The sequence below is a fragment of the Pseudomonas sp. 51_B genome (genome assembly GCF_017491595.1).
In the GTDB taxonomy this organism is placed as follows: Bacteria; Pseudomonadota; Gammaproteobacteria; order Pseudomonadales; family Pseudomonadaceae; genus Aquipseudomonas; species Aquipseudomonas promysalinigenes.
This window is the reverse complement of sequence record NZ_JAFGYW010000004.1, coordinates 201873-221124: the sequence shown is the minus strand read 5'-3', so window position 1 is coordinate 221124 and position 19252 is coordinate 201873. Positions and strand designations below refer to the sequence as shown.

Annotated in this window: 16 protein-coding genes and 4 tRNA genes; 1 reads left to right on the top strand and 19 read right to left on the bottom strand. The window is 62.0% G+C overall.

Going from position 1 to position 19252, the window contains the following annotated elements; translation table 11 throughout:
- The first annotated feature begins 1 nt into the window (after position 1).
- Entirely contained in the window at positions 2-1042 is a 1041-nt protein-coding gene (locus tag J5M56_RS07625) for an AraC family transcriptional regulator (RefSeq protein WP_207936287.1), read from the top strand.
- 222 nt (positions 1043-1264) lie between these two features.
- Here J5M56_RS07625 and J5M56_RS07620 read toward each other — a convergent pair whose 3' ends face one another.
- From J5M56_RS07620 to J5M56_RS07530, 19 genes are all read right to left on the bottom strand, one after another.
- Positions 1265-2110, bottom strand: coding sequence for a DUF2242 domain-containing protein (locus tag J5M56_RS07620; protein WP_207936286.1), 846 nt, complete (start codon positions 2108-2110; stop codon positions 1265-1267).
- A gap of 192 nt (positions 2111-2302) precedes the next feature.
- A tRNA-Asp gene (locus tag J5M56_RS07615) sits at positions 2303-2379 on the bottom strand.
- Positions 2380-2519: 140 nt separating this feature from the next.
- A tRNA-Asp gene (locus tag J5M56_RS07610) sits at positions 2520-2596 on the bottom strand.
- Positions 2597-2694: 98 nt separating this feature from the next.
- A tRNA-Asp gene (locus J5M56_RS07605) sits at positions 2695-2771 on the bottom strand.
- 67 nt (positions 2772-2838) lie between these two features.
- Positions 2839-2914, bottom strand: a tRNA-Val gene (locus J5M56_RS07600).
- A gap of 148 nt (positions 2915-3062) precedes the next feature.
- Positions 3063-3833, bottom strand: coding sequence for an SDR family oxidoreductase (locus tag J5M56_RS07595; protein WP_186476686.1), 771 nt, complete (start codon positions 3831-3833; stop codon positions 3063-3065).
- Complete coding sequence (locus J5M56_RS07590) at positions 3833-5044, bottom strand: O-succinylhomoserine sulfhydrylase (RefSeq protein ID WP_060478261.1); 1212 nt, start codon at positions 5042-5044, stop codon at positions 3833-3835. The genes J5M56_RS07595 and J5M56_RS07590 overlap by 1 nt, the downstream gene beginning before the upstream one ends.
- A gap of 15 nt (positions 5045-5059) precedes the next feature.
- Complete coding sequence (gene purF, locus J5M56_RS07585; RefSeq protein ID WP_060478260.1) at positions 5060-6565, bottom strand: amidophosphoribosyltransferase; 1506 nt, start codon at positions 6563-6565, stop codon at positions 5060-5062.
- A 42-nt stretch (positions 6566-6607) separates the two neighbouring features.
- A complete protein-coding gene (locus J5M56_RS07580) occupies positions 6608-7165 on the bottom strand; it encodes a CvpA family protein (protein WP_060478259.1) in 558 nt (185 codons plus the stop codon).
- Positions 7166-7384: 219 nt separating this feature from the next.
- Positions 7385-8041 (bottom strand): SPOR domain-containing protein, encoded by a 657-nt coding sequence (locus tag J5M56_RS07575; protein WP_207936285.1) that lies wholly within the window; start codon positions 8039-8041, stop codon positions 7385-7387.
- Between the two features lie 4 nt (positions 8042-8045).
- The gene (folC, locus tag J5M56_RS07570) at positions 8046-9332 is read right to left on the bottom strand and encodes a bifunctional tetrahydrofolate synthase/dihydrofolate synthase (protein ID WP_207936283.1); all 1287 of its coding nucleotides are present in this window, start codon (positions 9330-9332) and stop codon (positions 8046-8048) included.
- Positions 9332-10225: an acetyl-CoA carboxylase, carboxyltransferase subunit beta gene (gene accD, locus J5M56_RS07565; protein ID WP_060478256.1), complete on the bottom strand. Its 894-nt coding sequence runs from the start codon at positions 10223-10225 to the stop codon at positions 9332-9334. The genes folC and accD overlap by 1 nt, the downstream gene beginning before the upstream one ends.
- A 221-nt stretch (positions 10226-10446) precedes the next feature.
- Positions 10447-11067, bottom strand: a complete 621-nt coding sequence (locus J5M56_RS07560) for a phosphoribosylanthranilate isomerase (RefSeq protein ID WP_060478255.1) — start codon at positions 11065-11067, stop codon at positions 10447-10449.
- Between the two features lie 64 nt (positions 11068-11131).
- Positions 11132-11986 (bottom strand): tRNA pseudouridine(38-40) synthase TruA, encoded by an 855-nt coding sequence (gene truA, locus J5M56_RS07555; protein ID WP_202884445.1) that lies wholly within the window; start codon positions 11984-11986, stop codon positions 11132-11134.
- 187 nt (positions 11987-12173) lie between these two features.
- On the bottom strand, positions 12174-14864 hold the full coding sequence (locus J5M56_RS07550) for a FimV/HubP family polar landmark protein (protein WP_207936281.1): 2691 nt from the start codon (positions 14862-14864) through the stop codon (positions 12174-12176).
- Positions 14865-14936: 72 nt separating this feature from the next.
- Positions 14937-15941 carry an aspartate-semialdehyde dehydrogenase gene (locus tag J5M56_RS07545; RefSeq protein WP_207936279.1) on the bottom strand — a complete coding sequence of 335 codons (1005 nt, stop codon included), beginning with the start codon at positions 15939-15941 and terminating at the stop codon, positions 14937-14939.
- A gap of 203 nt (positions 15942-16144) precedes the next feature.
- A complete protein-coding gene (asd, locus tag J5M56_RS07540; RefSeq protein WP_060478251.1) occupies positions 16145-17257 on the bottom strand; it encodes an aspartate-semialdehyde dehydrogenase in 1113 nt (370 codons plus the stop codon).
- A gap of 63 nt (positions 17258-17320) precedes the next feature.
- On the bottom strand, positions 17321-18403 hold the full coding sequence (gene leuB / locus J5M56_RS07535) for a 3-isopropylmalate dehydrogenase (protein ID WP_060478250.1): 1083 nt from the start codon (positions 18401-18403) through the stop codon (positions 17321-17323).
- 54 nt (positions 18404-18457) lie between these two features.
- Positions 18458-19222, bottom strand: a complete 765-nt coding sequence (locus tag J5M56_RS07530; protein ID WP_186476681.1) for a class I SAM-dependent methyltransferase — start codon at positions 19220-19222, stop codon at positions 18458-18460.
- Between the last annotated feature and the right edge of the window lie 30 nt (positions 19223-19252).

Here is a 19252-nt window from a genome sequence, read left to right as displayed (position 1 = left end):
CATGAGCCGCCCACGGGTACGTCTGGGCGATCTGTCGGTGGGCTTTGTGCAACCACTGGCAGAAGCCCTGCTCGAGCTGGGCCATGACCCGGCTCCCCTGCTTGGGCAATACGGGCTGGATGCCGCGCGGCTGGCCGAGCCTGGGGCACGTCTGTCGATCCCACGCTATATGCACCTTGGGCATGCCGCCATCGCACTGAGTGGCGAACCGGCACTTGGGCTGCGAATGGGGCGTTTGAGTCGCATCGCACAGGCCGGGCTGGCCGGCGTGACCGCGGCACAGGCCCCGACGGTAGGCGACGCTGCACGTACGTTGCTGCGGTTCGAACCTCTTTACGCTGCCAACTACCGTGGGCACTCCAGTTACCAGGAAGACCCCCAGGGCGCCTGGCTGCACTTCTATTCGATCAGCCCCTATAACGACTACAACCGCTTTGTGGTCGATTCGCTATTAGCCGGCTGGTTGGCTCAACTGGGGGCACTGACAAACGCACCCTTGCAAGCCGAGCGACTGGAGCTCGAATTCAACGCCCCCGGCTATGCCGCCGCTTACCAAAGCCTGTGCAGCACCCCTGTGCAGTTTGCCGGCAGCGGGAACCGCTTGCGCCTTGCACGCAGCACGCTCGAGCAGGCGAACCCTCAGCATTGCCCCAGCACCTTCGCGCACTTGATGCAGTTGTGTGAAGCACAAATGCTGCAGCGCACACGCGTTCGCAGCCTGGGCGAACGTATCACCCACTTGCTAGGCCCTTTACTCAATGGAGGCCGAGAACCTGACCTGGAAGAAGTGGCGTTACAACTGCAGCTGCCCACCTGGACACTCAGGCGAAAGTTGGCTGAAGAAGGCACGCGCTTTCGCGACCTGCTCAATGACACGCGGCGCGACCTCGCCGAGGCCTACATACGCGATACGGAGCTGGCGTTCGGGGAGATCGCCTATCTGTTGGGGTTTGCATCGGCAGAGGCTTTCCAGCGCGCATTCAAGCGCTGGACAAGCCTTACGCCGGGAGAGTTTCGCCGCAGCCAGCGGCGAGCAGGCTAGAGCTCTGTAGCGTCGTCAGCCGGTTCGGGCGGATCCAGTTCGTAAGCGTGAAACTCGAGCAGCTCTTCCTGATAGTCGTCCATGGTCCTGCGTCCTCTTCTCATCTGTCTTCGTTTGTCATGTCATCAACCTAAGCGGGCACGGTGACGAAATGATGACAAGCTTATGAGTACTAAACGTAGCAGGCGTTCCAAGCGTTAGCGACAGTCCTGTAACAACGCGTTAAAGCGATGGCGAGGTTGCCGCTTCGGGTGATGCGCCCTGCTCCACCTGAATCGGTGCGGGCTGCGCCGGCGGCGCAATCGGCTGCGAACCTTGGCTGTCATCGACCACCGGTTTGGCAGCGGCTTCACTGGCGGGCGCAGGCGTGGTTACAGGGGCGGAGGCCGCCGCTTCACTGGCTGGCACAACCGCAGGTGCAGCGTCACTCACCGGGCTGGCAGCAGCGGCCGCGGCAGCCTGCTCAGGCAGACCCAAATCGGGTGCCAGCTTTTCGGGCTTGGTCACAGGTGTTTCGACTTTGGCTTTGACGGCCTTCTTGGGTTTGGGCAGGTAACTTTCGACCAGGGCGAAATAGCGATCATAGAACTGGGCGGCCGTGACCGTCTCACTGGCGACTTTCACCATCGAGTCGTCACTGGAGCCAATAGGCATGGAAACCGAGCCAAGCACCCCTACACCCAGGCTTGCCGAGCTGTTGGACTTTTTCAGGCTGTAGCGGTCCTGCAGGGCGTTGGCGAACATGGTCGAACGCTTTTCGTCATTCACGTCTGGCGCGCACGTGACATTGAAGCTGATCTGCAGATGGTTTTCGCTGTTCTGTTGAAAGCTCTTGTTGCCCATCACCTGATTGGCGCCGCTACTGGTGATGATGTAACCCTGGCTGAGCAAAGCGCGACGAGCCGCTTCGCAAGACCCTGCGTCACTTACCGCAAAGCTGCGCGAGTAGGTCCCCGAGTCATCGAAATGCTCATGCTCGTAGATGGCAGGTTTCTTCGCAGAGCAGCCAGCCACGCCCGCCAGCACCAGGGCCAGCCCGAGCGCATTGAAGACGGATGATCGAGTCATTGCAAATTCCGGGTGAGTCTAAAAGAGGCCTATTGTGCATCACAGCAGGCAGCCACAGGAACCGTTGATCGGTGAAGAGTCTGTTAGGTTCGTGTAAATATCGTTACCGCAAGCAAGTCCAGAAACGAAAAAAGCGACCCTAAGGTCGCTTTTTCGTTGCTACAAGGCGTTCAAGGGGCCTTGTAGCGAATATGGCGCAGCGGACGGGACTCGAACCCGCGACCCCCGGCGTGACAGGCCGGTATTCTAACCGACTGAACTACCGCTGCGTATCACTCAGGCTTACGCCCGATTGAAACCTGGGTCTACCCCGGAAGCACGATGGCCTTAGGGCAGGCACAAAAAAAGCGATGTTCGATCGCTTCATTTGCGTTTGCTTCAAGGTGTTCTAGGGCCCTTGAAACGAAGATGGCGCAGCGGACGGGACTCGAACCCGCGACCCCCGGCGTGACAGGCCGGTATTCTAACCGACTGAACTACCGCTGCGTATCGTACAGGCTTGCGCCTGATTGAAACTGGGATCAGCCTCAGGCTTTTGCCTTTGGCTACAGACCGGTGTTTGACACCCATCTGTTACTGAAAAATGGCGCAGCGGACGGGACTCGAACCCGCGACCCCCGGCGTGACAGGCCGGTATTCTAACCGACTGAACTACCGCTGCGCAGTGCGTTTCTCTCCGGCTTATCGGCTTCTTTGAAGCTTCAAGCACTAGAAACACTCTCAGGAAGTGGTGGGTGATGACGGGATCGAACCGCCGACCCTCTGCTTGTAAGGCAGATGCTCTCCCGGCTGAGCTAATCACCCTCGCGATGTTGCTTGTTGCGTTTGCTTCGCTGAGGCCGCGAAATTTACGCAGGTACCGAAGCTAAGTCAATAGCCCCATTGAATTTTTTTCAAAAAAGCGGAAAACGAAAAAGGGACCTTTCGGTCCCTTCGGGTGATCGCTGCCTGCTCAGGTATAGATCATCTTGCGGGTCATACCACCGTCGACCACGAACTCCTGCCCGGTGACGAACCCTGACTGGCGCGACAGTAGCCAGGCAACCATGGCCGCGACATCTTCCACGGTGCCTACCCGGCCCGCTGGATGCTGGGCGTGGTCGGTATCGCTCAAAGGCTCGGCACGTCGCTGGGAGGGATCACGGGCATCGATCCAGCCTGGGCTCACGGCATTGACCCTAATCTCAGGGCCAAGGCTGATCGCCAGGGCGTGGGTCAAGGCTACCAGGCCACCCTTGCTTGCCGCGTAAGCCTCGGTGTCGGGCTCCGATTGGCGGGCACGGGTGGAGGTCAGGTTGACGATCGCGCCATTGTGCGCGCGCAGGTACGGCGCACAATGCTTGGCCAGCAGCATAGGGCCATTGAGGTTCACCGCTAGCACCCGGTTCCACTGCGCAAGGCTGAGGCTTTCCAGGCTGTGGTTATGCGGATTGGCGACTGCCGCGTTACACACCAGCGCATCCAGCCGCCCGAACTGGCCAAGCACCTGCGAAACGCCGGCACTGACCTGGGCCTCATCGGCCACATCCATGGTGATGAACCAGGCGTTGTCGCCCAAGGCCTTGGCCACTTTAGCTCCGCGCTGGCGGTCCAGATCACTGAGCACCACTTGCCAACCTTCGCAGATCAACCAGGCGGCAATACCCAAGCCGATGCCGCGCGCAGCACCCGTGACCAGAGCAACCCGACCATTATGGCCAGGTACACCGCCTGTGATTTCCATCAAAGCACCGCCAATCCACGAGCCAGGTCAGCCTGCAGATCGGCCACGTCTTCAAGACCAACGGCAACGCGGATCAAGCTGTCGCGAATACCCGCGGCTTCACGCTCCTGCGGCGTCAGCCTGCCGTGGGAGGTAGTGGCCGGGTGAGCGATGGTGGTTTTGCTGTCGCCTAGGTTGGTGGTGATCGAAATCACTCGGGTCGCATCGATGAAGCGCCAGGCGCCCTCTTTGCCACCTTTGACCTCGAAGCTGACCACCGCGCCGAAGCCGCTCATCTGGCGCTTGGCCAACGCGTGCTGCGGGTGGCTCGGCAGGCCGGCGTAATGCACCTTTTCCACGCCATCCTGTTGCTCCAGCCACTCTGCCAGGCGCTGGGCGCTCTCGCAGTGCGCACGCATGCGCAGCTTGAGGGTTTCCAGGCCCTTGGTGAAGATCCATGCGTTGAACGGGCTAAGCGTCGGCCCGGCGGTGCGCAAAAAGCCCACCACTTCTTTCATCTGCTCGGCACGGCCAGCTACCGCCCCGCCCATGCAACGGCCCTGGCCATCGATGAACTTGGTGGCCGAGTGGAACACGATGTCGGCACCGAGCTTGAGCGGCTGCTGCAACGCCGGCGTGCTGAAGCAGTTGTCCACCACCAGCATGGCGCCGTGGGCATGGGCAATTTCGGCCAAGGCGCTGATGTCGACCAGTTCAGCCAAGGGGTTGGAAGGCGACTCGACGATCAGCAGCTTGGTATTGCCCTTGATGGCCTTTTCCCAACCAGCCAGGTCGACCAGCGGCACGTAATCAACCTGCAAGCCGAAGCGCTTGAAGTACTTCTCGAACAGGCTAATGGTCGAGCCGAACACGCTCTGGGAAACCAGCACATGATCGCCAGCACTGCAGAGCGACATGACTACGGCAAGCAGTGCAGCCATGCCGGTGGAAGTCGCCACCGCCTGCTCGGCACCTTCCATCGCAGCCAAGCGCTCCTCGAAAGCGCGCACCGACGGGTTTGTGTAGCGCGAGTAAACATTGCCCGGCGTTTCGCCGGCAAAACGCGCAGCAGCATCGGCGGCCGTGCGAAATACATAGCTGGAAGTCAGGAACAGCGCTTCGCTGTGCTCGGCTTCCGGTGTACGGTTCTGACCGGCGCGCACCGCCAGGGTGTCGAAGCCGACACCCTCGAGGTCACTGTCCAGTCGCCCGGCATCCCATTGATCTGTCATGCCGTCGCTCCCCAATCAGTTGTTGTAGAGGTCGATGATCGCGCTGACGGCCTGGTTCTTGACCTTGGCCATGTCGTTACGGGCCTGCTCGATGCGGTCGAGATAGGCTTCGTCGATGTCGCCGGTGACGTATTCACCGTTGAACACCGCGCAATCGAATTGATCGATCTTGATCTTGCCGCCGCCAACCGAATCGATCAGGTCCGGCAGGTCCTGATAGATCAGCCAGTCGGCGCCGATCAGTTCGCCCACCTGCTCGGTGGTCCGGTTGTGGGCGATCAGCTCATGAACACTCGGCATATCGATGCCGTAGACGTTGGGGTAACGCACCGCAGGCGCTGCGGAGCAGAAGTAGACGTTCTTGGCACCGGCTTCGCGGGCCATCTGGATGATCTGCTTGCAGGTGGTGCCACGCACGATCGAATCGTCCACCAGCATCACATTCTTGCCGCGGAACTCCAGCTCAATGGCATTGAGCTTCTGACGCACGGATTTCTTGCGCGCGGCCTGGCCAGGCATGATGAAGGTACGGCCGATGTAACGGTTCTTGACGAAGCCTTCGCGGAACTTCACGCCCAGACGGTTGGCCAGTTCCAGCGCAGCTGTACGGCTGGTGTCCGGAATGGGGATGACCACGTCGATATCATGGTCAGGGCGCTCGCGCATGATCTTGTCAGCGAGCTTTTCACCCATGCGCAGACGCGCCTTGTATACCGAAATACCGTCGATGATCGAGTCTGGGCGGGCCAGGTAGACGTGCTCGAAGATGCACGGCTGCAGTTTCGGCGCTTCGGCGCACTGCTTGGTGTAAAGCTGGCCTTCCTCGGTGATGTACACCGCTTCTCCGGGCGCCAGGTCGCGGATCAGGGTGAAGCCGAGCACGTCCAGGGCAACGCTTTCGGAGGCGATCATGTATTCCACACCTTCGTCGGTGTGGCGCTGGCCGAACACCACCGGGCGGATGCCGTTCGGGTCACGGAAGCCGACGATGCCGTAGCCGGTGATCATCGCCACCACCGCGTAACCGCCCACGCAGCGGCTGTGAACGTGGGAAACGGCGGCGAACACGTCTTCTTCGGTCGGTTGCAGCTTGCCACGCACGGCCAGCTCATGGGCGAACACGTTCAGCAGCACTTCCGAATCGGAATTGGTATTGACGTGGCGCAGATCCGATTCGTAGATCTCTTTGGCCAACTGCTCGACATTGGTCAAGTTGCCGTTGTGCGCCAGGGTGATGCCGTATGGCGAGTTGACGTAGAACGGCTGAGCCTCGGCCGAGGTCGAGCTGCCCGCAGTCGGGTAGCGCACGTGGCCGATCCCGATGTTACCGACCAAGCGCTGCATGTGGCGCTGCTGGAAAACATCGCGCACCAGGCCATTATCCTTGCGCAGGAACAACCGGCCGTCGTGGCTGGTCACGATACCGGCAGCGTCCTGGCCGCGGTGCTGAAGGACCGTAAGCGCGTCATACAGCGCCTGATTGACGTTCGACTTACCGACGATACCGACGATGCCACACATGCGACGCAACCCCTACTTTGATGAAACTTGAACGAACAGCGCTCAGGGCTTTGCCGGCCCGAGCAACTGCTCCTTGAATGGAAGATCAGCCGGAGCGCTGATCACCCCACTGGAAGACCACTGACTGGTGAAACCCAGAATCAGGTTTTTCGACCAGTCAGCGATTAATAGAAACTGTGGTATCAGGCGTGATTCCTGCCACCACGCGTCCTGCTGCACCGGCCCCAGGCTGAGCAGGCCGACTGCCACCACCACCAGCAAGGCGCCGCGGGCGGCGCCAAAGGCCATACCCAGAAACCGATCGGTCCCGGACAGCCCAGTCACTCGGATCAACTCGCCAATCAGGAAGTTGAGCATGGCCCCCACCAGCAGGGTGGCGACGAAAAGAATGGCGCAGCCGGCAATGGTGCGCATGGACGGCGTCTGAATGTAGCTCTCAAGGTACACCGAAAGGGACCCGCCGAACATCCACGCCACTGCCCCTGCAACGATCCAGATGAGCAGGGACAGGGCCTCCTTGACGAAGCCACGCTTGAGACTGATCAGTGTGGAGACGGCGATGATCGCGATGATCGCCCAATCAACCAGGGTAAAGGCCACGGTGCTGCCTACAGACGTTTGAGGCGGCGCATTTTACCAGAGCCAAAGGCCGGTAGTAAGCGGAATGTCAGGTGGATCCCTGGGTCAGGTTTTTCGCTTTTGGCCTGCCCTGCACAAGGCCTTGCGTGTTACTCGAACCCTGGCGAAAACGCCCGAGCGAATGGGCGTCTGTAGCGCCCATTGACGGGTGGGTCCGCCGCCGCCAAGGCCGCCGTCTTGTCAGCCTTTTTCGGGCTGGAAACGCACTACGAAACCGTTGAGCTTATGCTGGCGATTGATCGCCTCACGCAGCTTGTCCGCTTCGGCACGTTCGATCAATGGCCCGACATATACCCGGTTCATGCCACCTGCCGAGCGGATGTAGGCGTTGTAACCCTGGCTGCGCAAGGTTTTCTGCAGGTTTTCCGCGCCGGCCCGGTTGGACAGGCTGGCTAACTGAATCGACCAGCTCACCGGCAAGCCATTGACGTCGATTTTCGACGCTGCAGGCGCCGTCGCGACCGGCGCAGTTGACTTGGCAGCGGTCGCAGGGGTCGGCGCAGCTACCTGTGGCTTGGCCTGGGCCTGGGCTTGAGGCTGAGTCTGCGGCGATGGCGTGATGGGCTGGCTTGGCGTCTTGACTGGTGCGCTGGACTCATTGACCACCACGGGCGGCTGCTCGGGCTCCTCTGCCAACGGCTGCGGCTCGGGCACGGTCACCGGGTCGACCTTGACCTCAGGCAGAGCCGGCATCGCAGGGGCTTGGGGGGCCTCGACATGCACCTGGCGCATCTCGTCCTGGCGAGTGAACAACATCGGCAGAAAGATCACTGCCAGGGCCACCAGCACCAAAGCACCCACCATGCGCTGCTTCATCCCTTTGTCCAGCACTGCCATCTAATCACCCCTCCAGGGCCTGCCGCTCCAGCCACTCCAGAGCCTCGGCGACACAGAAAAACGAACCGAACAGCAGAATCTGGTCATCTGCTGTCGCCTGCGCGCATTGCCCTTCGAGGGCAGCGTCGACACTGGCGTAAGACTTCACCACTGCGCCGTGGTTCGCCAGTGCCGTGGCCAATTCGGTTGCGGGGCGGCTGCGGGGCGAGTGCAATGGCGCAACCGCCCAGTCGTCGACGAGCCCGTGCAGCGCAGCGACCACACCCTCCAGATCCTTGTCGGCTAGCAGGCCGAACACCGCCAGCCGCCGACCTGCCAGAGGGCGCGACGCCAAGCGCCGAGCCAAATACTGTGCCGCGTGGGGATTGTGACCCACATCGAGCAGCAACTCGACCGACTTGCCCTGCCAGGTCAGCTGACGACGATCAAGGCGACCGGTGATGCGAGTATCGAGCAATGCCTGGCGAATTTGCCCTGCATCCCAGGGCAACCCCATCAACACAAACGCCTGCAGCGCCAGGGCTGCGTTTTCCATGGGCAGGTCGAGCAGCGGCATGCCCTGCAGCTCTACCGCTTGGCCGTCCGCGGCCACGCCGCGCCAGCTCCAAGCATCGTCGGTGCTGACCAGATCAAAATCACGGCCACGCAGGAAAAGCGGCGCGGCCAGTTCGGCGGCTTTGTCCAGCAGTGGCTGTGGTGGGTCCAGATCGCCGCACAGTGCAGGCTTGCCAGCACGGAAGATGCCGGCCTTCTCGAAGGCCACCAGTTCGCGGGTATCGCCCAGGTAATCGACATGGTCAACGCCGATGCTGGTCACCAACGCCAGGTCTGCATCGACCACGTTCACGGTGTCCAGGCGACCGCCAAGGCCTACCTCCAGCACCACAGCATCGAGCTGCGACTGGTAGAACAACCAGAACGCAGCTAGCGTGCCCATCTCGAAGTAGGTCAAGGAAATTTCGCCTCGCGCCGCTTCGACAGCGGCAAAGGCCTGGCACAGGCGCTCATCACTGGCTTGCTGGCCATCGATCAGCACCCGTTCGTTGTAGCGCAGAAGATGGGGCGAGCTATACACGCCCACTTTCAGGCCCTGGGCGCGCAACAACGAGGCCACGAAGGCGCAGGTCGAGCCCTTGCCGTTGGTGCCCGTGACGGTGATGACTCGAGGCGCCAGTTTGCCCAGCGCCAGCCGGGCAAGCACCTTCTGCGACCGCTCAAGGCCCATGTCGATGGCCGAAGGGTGCAACTGCTCGAGGTAGGCGAGCCACTCGCCCAGAGATCGTTGTGTCATCACGCGACCGCAGCCACCTCACGGGCCTGCTCTGGGGTTTGCTGACCGGTCATCTGCGCCAGCAGGCGAGCCAGCCGCGGGCGCAGCTCGCCACGCGAGATGATCAGGTCGATGGCGCCGTGCTCGAGCAGGAACTCGCTGCGCTGGAAGCCCTCAGGCAGTTTTTCGCGCACGGTCTGCTCGATTACCCGCGGGCCGGCGAAGCCGATCAGCGCCTTTGGCTCGCCAACGATGACGTCACCGAGCATGGCCAGGCTGGCCGATACGCCGCCGTAGACCGGGTCGGTGAGCACCGAGATGAACGGAATGCCTTCTTCACGCAGGCGTGCCAGTACCGCCGAAGTCTTGGCCATCTGCATCAGCGAGATCAGCGCTTCCTGCATCCGCGCACCGCCCGAGGCAGAGAAGCAGATCATTGGGCAGCGGTTTTCCAGGGCGTAGTTGGCGGCACGCACGAAACGCTCACCGACGATGGCGCCCATGGAACCACCCATGAACGAGAACTCGAACGCACTGACCACGATCGGCATGCCCATCAGGGTGCCGCTCATGGAGATCAACGCGTCTTTTTCGCCCGTCTGCTTCTGCGCAGCGGTCAGGCGGTCCTTGTACTTCTTGCCGTCACGGAATTTCAGGCGATCGACCGGCTCAAGCTCGGCACCCAGCTCGGTGCGGTTTTCCGGGTCGAGGAAGATGTCGATACGGGCACGCGCGCCGATGCGCATGTGATGGTTGCACTTGGGGCAGACATCCAGGGTTTTTTCCAGCTCCGGACGATACAGCACGGCCTCGCAGGCCGGGCACTTGTGCCACAGGCCTTCGGGCACCGAGCTCTTCTTCACCTCGGAACGCATGATCGAAGGGATCAGTTTGTCGACTAACCAGTTGCTCATGCTTTCTTTCTCCAGTATTGGCGGACGGGGACCGGACTGGCCGGCCTGCCCTGCCCTTGAGCTCAAATTCTTCTATGAAACGATGACGGCCCGGCCGCAGGGGCTGCCCGCGTAGCGCACCGTCTTCAATCTGTCATTTTGCCAGGCGGCATGCCGCTGGCCGCCCCGCAGGGCTGCGAAAGCTATGGACGATGGCGCGCCGCCAGCCGTCACATCTGCCTTCACGCCTGCTTCACCGCACGCATGAAGGCTTCGATCTTCGCTGCATCTTTGATGCCTTTGGCATATTCCACACCGCCGCTGACATCCACCGCATACGGCCGCACCTGGGCAATGGCCTGAGCCACGTTTTCAGCCGACAATCCACCGGCGAGGATGACCGGCTTGCTCAGGCGTGCCGGCACCAGCGACCAGTCGAAGGCCTCGCCGGTACCACCAGGTACACCGGCCACGTAGGTGTCCAGAAGAATGCCACGGGCGCCGGCATAGTGCTGGCAGGCCGCTTCCAGGTCATCACCAGGGCGCACCCGCAGCGCTTTGATCCAAGGGCGGTGATAGCCCTCGCAGTCGGCCGGGGTTTCGTCGCCGTGGAACTGTAGCAGGTCCAGCGGCACCACCTCGAGAATCTCATTCAGCTCACAGCGCGAGGCGTTGACGAACAAGCCCACGGTAGTTACGAAAGCAGGCAGCTGAGCGATGATCGCGCGGGCCTGGCGGACGTCCACCGCACGCGGGCTTTTGGCATAGAAGACGAAACCGATGGCATCGGCCCCCGCCTCGGCGGCGGCCAGCGCGTCTTCGATGCGGGTGATCCCGCAGATCTTGCTGCGAACGTTGCTCATGAACAGCAAACCCTAGGTGATTGGTCAAAAGTCCGATGGTAGCAAATGACTACCGATGCGTCAGTCAGTCAGCCAGCGTTTGGTAACCGGTTAAAAAGTGTGGGCCGATGTAGCGCTGCGGCAATTGGTAGGCCTGCGGGTACTCCACCTGCACCAGGTATAGGCCGTATGGGTGTGCGGTCACCCCGCCCTCGCGGCGGTTGCGCCCCTCAAGCACCTGCCGTGCCCATTCAACCGGGCGCTCGCCCGCACCGATGGTCATCAGCACGCCGGCAATGTTGCGCACCATGTGGTGCAGAAAAGCAGTGGCACGCACATCCAGGACGATCATCTGACCGTGGCGAGTGACCCGCAGATGATGGATGTGCTTGATCGGTGATTTGGCCTGGCACTGGCTGGCACGGAACGCACTGAAATCGTGGGTTCCGAGCAGGTATTGAGCAGCCTGGGCCATGCGTTCGACATCCAGCGGGCGGTGGTTCCAGGTGACTTCTTCGGCCAGGTGCGCGGGGCGAATCGGATCGTTGTAGATCACGTAGCGGTAACGCCGGGCGCAGGCCTTGAAGCGCGCATGAAAATCTGCCGGCATTGGCCGCGACCATACCACGCTGATGTCGTGGGGCAGGTTGAAATTGGTGCCAAGGGTCCAGGCGCGCTCGTCACGCACGGCGCGGGTGTCGAAGTGCACGACCTGCCCACAGCCATGTACACCGGCGTCGGTGCGCCCGGCGCAAATCACGCTGATCGGCTCGTCGGCCACCTTCGACAGCGCCTGCTCCAGGGCCTGCTGGACGCTGGGCACGCCGCTGGCCTGGCGCTGCCAGCCACGGTAGCGCGAACCTTTGTATTCCACACCCAGCGCAATGCGGGTGAAGCCTTCGGCGGCCGATTCGGCGGCGGCGGTGTCGATGATGTCCAAGAGCATGAAACCTGTGGGTGATACGAAATGGCGGGGATTATAACGACAATGGCAGCCATAGGGCTGCCATTGAATGTGTATGGGCATGAGGGCCGCTTCGCAGGTGAACCCAGAGCATGGCAACGGCTAAAGACCGGTGCAGCGCTCGCGGGGGCGGTTCACCGGCGAAGAAGCCGGGACTGTATGCTCAAACCAAGCGCGATAGCATGTCTTCGGCTTCTTGACGCTGGCCGTCATCACCATCCTTGACCACCTCGTCGAGGATGTCACGGGCGCCCTGATGGTCACCCATGTCGATGTAGGCACGCGCCAGGTCGAGTTTGGTCGCCACCTCATCGGCACCGGAGAAGAAGTCGAAGTCCAGATCGTCCAGCGGCTCAGGCTCAGCGGCAGCGTCTTCAGCGGTGAAGTGCGGCTCCAGTGAAGGTGATTCCAGGCTCTGGGACAGCTTGTCGAGCTCGGCGTTGACGTCGTTCAGCTCCGAAGCGAAATTCTTGGCAGCGGGCGAGTCGTCATCCAGCGACAGTGAAAGGTCGAAGTCGTCCGGCAATTCCAGCTCGGAAATCGGGTCGAATTCTGGAATGGCGTCGAAAGCTGCAAGTTCCGCTGCGACATCCACTGGCTCTTCGTCCTGCACGACCGAAGCAGCCGGGGTCGTTGCTTGCCCCGCATCAAGATCGAAATCGGCCAAGTCGAAATCAGCCAGGTCGTCGACGTTCTGGGGCTCGGCTTGGGCTTGAGCCTGGGCCAGCATGGCTTCGAAATCGTCATCGGCATCGGTCGGCGCCTGGTCGACTGGCGGTTCGACTGCCGCTTGCGGCTCGGCCAAAGACATTTCATCGAGCATCGGCGGTTCGGCCGGCTCACCCGCTGGCAACTCGTCCTCCAGGCTCAAGTCGAAGGCGCTGTCCAGGTCGTGATCATCAAGGACCGACGTCTCGGTGAAAGCTTCGGCAGCGGCGTCGAGATCCACCTCAGGTTCTGCTGCAGGCTGCGGTGCTTGCTCGGGCGCCGCTGGCGCTTGTGGCTCTTCCTTGAGCAGCTCATGGACATACTGCTCGTCCATTTCAGCGGCCAGCGCGGCGGCACCCACGGCGCCGGCAGCAAGGCCCAGCATCGCCGGGTAGCGCTCTTTGAGGCTGTTGACCTGCGCAGCGTTCACCTCGCTGCCAGCCAGCTTACGCTCCTGGTCGACGAATGCGCTGTGGTCACCCTGACGGGCATAGACGTCCATCAGTTTAAGGCGCAAGGCGTCATTTTCGGGCTGCGCCGCCACGGCTGCTTCCAGCAGATCGGCCGCGTGGTTGAGGCGACCACGCGAGAGGCTCAAATCGACTTCGGCCAGTAATGCGGCGTTCGGGTCCAGCTGCGGCTCAGGTTCAGCCGCTGGCGTTGCTGGGGCTGCGGGCTTTTCGGCGGCAACGGCGGCAGCAGCCGAAGCGGCTACCACTGCAGGCGAAAGGGTCACGCTAGGTGCGGACACTTCCAACTCATCGAAACTGCTCGGCGGCAGGTCGAGATCTGGGCTGCGCTCGCCTTCCTCAGCCAGCGCACGGGCCATGCGCAAATGTTTTTCCGCTTCCTGCTGGGCCTTGCGCTTGCGCGCCAGCAACAGCAAAAGCAGCAGCAGAACCAGGAAGGCGGAACCGGCAATCAGCCCCAGCAAGAGTGGGTTGCCCAGCATGTCATCGAGTGCGCTTGGCGGCTCTGGCGCAGCTGGCACCTCATCGACAGGAGCCTGAGCAGGTGCGGTGTCTGCAGCAGCTGGCGCAGGCGCCACCACTGGCTCGGCAGGGGCAACATCGGCCGCCGCTGGCTGTACCGGCGCTGATTCACCCGGCAACGGAGCTGCCGGCGCTTCGGTTGCAGCCCCCTGCGCTTCCAGACGGGCCAGTTGATCGTTCTTGAGCTGGATCAGCTTTTGCAACTTGTCCATCTGGCTTTGCAAATCGCTGACGCGGCTTCTCAGCTCTTCGTTGTCACGGCGGCTGGTGTCCAGGCTTTCCTGAGCCACCGCAAGCTTGTCGCTGACAGCCTTGGCGCTGTCAGCACCAGCCTGGTTGCCCGGGGTCACCAGGCGCAGGTTGTCACCCTGGGCGATACGCTCAGGCGCTGCATCGGCGGCACCCCGCCGGGTAGCGTCGAGTTGGCGCGCCCGCGGCCCCAGACGCCGGCCCTCACGCCAGGCTGCGTACTGTTCAGCCACTTCGCGGTTGGCCTCCCCTTGGGGAATGCTCTGGATCTGCTGCTGGTCAGGCAGGCGCAATACCTGGCCAACTTTCAGCTGGTTGATGTTGTTGCCGATGAATGCATCGGGGTTGAGCGCCTGAATGGCGATCATGGTCTGCTGTACCGAACCGCCGCCCTGGGTGTTGCGAGCTGCGATCTGCCACAGGGTGTCGCGCCGCTTGGTGGTATAGCTGGCGGCACTGCTGGTAGCCGGCGTGATGTTGCCCGCCGCTGACTGCTGGCCCTGAGCCTGCGCCTGGTCGAGCAGCACGCTGTAGTCACGCAGCAGGCGGCCCTGGGGCCACATCACCTGAACCAGAAACTTGACCACCGTTCCCGGCAGCGGCTGGGTCGAAGTGACCCGCAGCACGCTCTTGCCGTTAGGGTTGATCACCGGTGTGAAGGTGAGGTCTTGCAGGTAAGCCGCAAGCGGAACCCCGGCTTTGCTGAACTCTTCGGGCGGTGCCAGGCTTGGGGCCACTTCGGCTGCGGTGAGGTCGCGCACATCAAGCAGTTCGATCTCGGCATCCAGCGGTTGGTTCTGCGCCGACTTCAATGTCAGCTCACCCAACCCCAGGGCATTCGCCATGCCCGACGTCAGCGCAGACGCTGCCGCCATGGCCAGAACCAATTTGCGAATTCGAAGCATGACCTCTTCCCTTGTATGAATCGTCCCAAAAACCCGTACGTGGCGCGGGACAAAAGTGCTCGCCAGTATCTTTTACACCATGTGTTTAATCAACAATTGCGCCACCTGGACGGCGTTCAGCGCTGCGCCCTTGCGCAGGTTGTCGGTGGTCAGCCACAGGTTCAGTTGCTGGCTGTCGTCAATTCCACGGCGTACACGACCAACATAGACCACGTCTTGGCCGACTGCGTCACCGACTGGGGTGGGATAGTCATCGTTTTCCACCAGCTCGAGGCTGTCGGCCTGCTCTAACGCCTGGTTCACCTGCGCCAGATCGACGGGTTCGCGGCACTGCAATGCCACACTGAAGCTATCGCCGAAAAACACCGGGACTTGAATGCAGCTCACGGAAATATTCAGCTTCGCCAGCCCCAGCAGTACGCGCAACTCCTCCACCAGGCGGCGCTCCACGCCGGTATGGCCGTGCTCATCGACCGGGCCGACCTGAGCCAATAGGTTGAAAGCCATCTGCCGATCGAAGAAACGTGGCTCTAACGGGCGGGCGTTCAGCAGTTCTGCCGTTTGCCGGGCCAGCTCGCTGACCGCCTCGCGACCCTGGGCGGACACGGCCAGCGCGGCCATTACCTGCACCCGTTCGATGCCCAGTTGACCCTTCAGTGGAGCCAGGGCGACCGCCAAGGCAACGGCGGCGCAGCTAGGGCTGGTGATGAGCGCCGGCAGCTTGAGCGTGGCAATACTGTCACCATTGGCCTCGGGGACCACGGCCAGGGCATTTTCAAGAGCGCCGGAAAGGTCAATGACGGTACAGCCGGCCTGCTGAGCCTTGCTTGCAAAGCTGCGGCTGACCGCCGGGCTGGCGGCGAAGAAGGCCAGCTTGACCTGGGCGAAGTCGAAGCTATCGACTTCCCGCACCTTGATCTTCTTGCCAGCGAACATCACGCTGCTGCCCGCCGATTCCATGCTGGCCAGCAGGTGCAGGGTTGCGACCGGGAAAGCCAGCTCTTCGAGGATCTGCACGAGGGTTTCACCCACGCTGCCGGTAGCACCGACAATGGCGATATCCAGGGGAGTGGTCATGGTAGAGGTCCTTTTACTGAAACGGCGGGGGCGGCACTTTACTTGGATTGTAGTGGTTTGTCTGTGCTAGCCCTTTCGCGGGTGAACCTGCTCTTGCAGGGATCCTATTATGGCGTGGTGCGGGTTCACCCGCGAAGAGGCCCGCACAGGCATAAAAAAACCCGCGCTGTCACCAGCACGGGTTTTCGGCACCGCAAAAGCGATCAACGCTCCAGCAAGATCCGCAGCATGCGGCGCAGCGGCTCAGCGGCGCCCCACAGCAATTGGTCACCTACGGTGAACGCGCCCAGGTACTGCGAGCCCATGTTCAGCTTGCGCAGGCGGCCAACCGGAACGTTCAGGGTACCGGTGACGTTGGTCGGGGTCAGCTCTTGCATGCTGATTTCACGATGGTTGGGCACTAGTTTGACCCATGGATTGTGCTGGCTGATCATGCCTTCGATGTCGGCCAGCGGCACGTCCTTGTTCAGCTTGATGGTCAGCGCCTGGCTGTGGCAGCGCATGGCGCCGATGCGCACGCAGATGCCGTCAACTGGGATCGGGCTCTTGAAGCGACCAAGGATCTTGTTGGTCTCGGCCTGGGCTTTCCACTCTTCACGGCTCTGCCCGTTCGGCAGTTCCTTGTCGATCCACGGAATCAGGCTGCCTGCCAGCGGCACGCCGAAGTTCTCGGTGGGGAACGCTTCGCCACGCATGGCTTCGGCCACCTTACGGTCGATATCGAGGATGGCGCTGGCTGGGTTGGCCAAGTCATCGGTAACTGCCCCATGGGTGGCTCCCATTTGCTTGATCAGCTCGCGCATGTTCTGTGCGCCAGCACCCGAGGCTGCCTGGTAGGTCATGGCGCTCATCCACTCCACCAGGCCGGCTTCGAACAAGCCACCCAGGCCCATCAGCATCAGGCTGACGGTGCAGTTGCCGCCGATGTAGTTCTTGGTACCGGCATCGAGCTGGTGATCGATGACCTTGCGGTTGACCGGGTCCAGAACGATCACTGCATCGTCCTGCATACGCAGCGACGAAGCGGCATCGATCCAGTAGCCCTGCCAGCCGGCTTCACGCAGCTTGGGGAACACCTCGTTGGTGTAGTCGCCGCCCTGGCAAGTCAGGATCACGTCGAGGGTCTTGAGTTCTTCGATCGAATAAGCGTCCTTGAGCGGAGCAATGTCCTTGCCCACGTTCGGGCCCTGGCCACCTACGTTGGAGGTAGTGAAGAACACCGGCTCAATGAGGTCGAAATCCTGCTCCTCCAGCATCCGCTGCATGAGCACGGAACCGACCATACCGCGCCAACCGATCAGACCTACACGTTTCATCGCAACTACACCTTTGCTAAAAGTGGGCCGCCACCTCGGGTTCGTGGTGGCGGGCCAGAGAGATTACAGATTCCGCAGCGCTGCGACTACTGCGTCGCCCATTTCCTGCGTGCCTACTTTGTCGCAGCCAGCCGACCAGATGTCGCCGGTGCGCAGACCTTGATCGAGCACCACACTGACCGCCTTCTCGATCGCCTCGGCCGCAGCCTGCTGGTTGAAGCTGTAACGCAGCATCATCGACACCGAGAGGATGGTCGCCAGCGGGTTGGCGATACCCTGCCCGGCAATGTCCGGAGCCGAGCCATGGCAAGGCTCGTACATGCCTTTGTTGTTGGCGTCCAGGGAGGCCGAAGGCAGCATGCCTATGGAACCTGTGAGCATGGAAGCTTCATCCGACAGGATGTCGCCGAACATGTTGTCGGTCACCACCACGTCGAACTGTTTCGGTGCGCGCACCAGCTGCATGGCGGCGTTATCGACGTACATGTGGCTCAGTTCGACGTCCGGATAGTCCTTGGCCACATCCTCGACCACTTCGCGCCACAGCTGGCTGGAGGCAAGAACGTTGGCCTTGTCCACCGAGCACAGCTTCTTGCCGCGCACGCGCGCCATGTCGAAACCAACGCGGGCGATGCGACGGACTTCGCTTTCGCTGTACGGCAGGGTGTCGTAGGCCTGACGCTCGCCGCCTTCAAGCTCGCGCTGGCCGCGCGGTGCGCCGAAGTAGATACCGCCGGTGAGTTCACGGACGATGAGGATATCCAGGCCCGCAACGATTTCCGGCTTGAGCGACGAAGCATCGGCCAACTGCGGGTAGAGAATCGCCGGGCGCAGGTTGGCGAACAGGCCCAGTTGCGAACGGATTTTCAGCAGCCCGCGCTCAGGGCGGATGTCACGCTCGATCTTGTCCCACTTCGGGCCGCCAACGGCGCCCAGCAGTACGGCGTCGGCTTTGCGTGCGCGCTCAAGGGTTTCATCGGCCAGCGGCACACCGTGCTTGTCGATGGCGGCGCCGCCGATCACGTCATGCTCGAGGCTCAAGTCAAGCTGGAACTTGTCGTTGGCCAGCTCCAGCACCTTGACCGCCTCGGCCATGATTTCCGGGCCAATGCCATCACCTGGGAGAATCAGAATCTGCTTGCTCATGCTTTCCTCTATCCATTCACGCGGCGTGCCCGATGGGGCCCCACCGAAAAATTCTCAACGCTCGGCCCACAGCACCAGCACATCGGTGCTGAACGAACCATCGGCCTCGATTTGGTAATACTGCCGTACTTCTTCGCCCATGGCTTGCTGCAATTGGCGGATGGCAACACGCATCGGCTCAGGGGTGCGCATGCGCTCGACCCAGCTGGTGAACTCCAGCCGCAACGCCTGGCGGCTGTGACTGCGCACGTGCAGGCCCGCCTCGCTGACCTGCCGCTGCCACTGGGCCGCCGAGTAATCACGCACGTGGCTGGTATCGCGCAGCACCTCGACCGTTTGCAAGTAAGTATCGAGCAGCGGGCTACCCGGCGACATAACGTCGATGAACGCTGCTACGCCACCAGGCTTGAGTACCCGTCGTACTTCCCGCAGCGCCAGCCCCAGGTCGCTCCAGTGGTGCGCCGAGTACCGGCTGAAAACGAAGTCGAAGGAGGCATCGGCGAACGGCAGGCGCTCGGCCGCACCGCGTTCGGTAGCGATATTGCTCAGGCCCCGCTCTGCGGCGGCGCGGGCCACCACGTCGAGCATGGACTGCGACAGGTCGTAGGCGACCACTTCAGCGACCAGCGGGGCGACATGGAAGCTGACATGCCCGGCACCGCAACCCAGATCCAGCACACGGGCAGCGCCCTGGCCAGCCAGCTCGGCCTGTAGCAACGCGAATTCGCTGCCTTGAGCGTGTACGGCGCTGCTCAGGTATGCACTGGCCTGTTCGCCGAACTGGCGCTGGACTACGTCGGTGTGTTGGGTGCTGGTCATGGGTCAGTCCTTTATATTTTATTGCCAGTG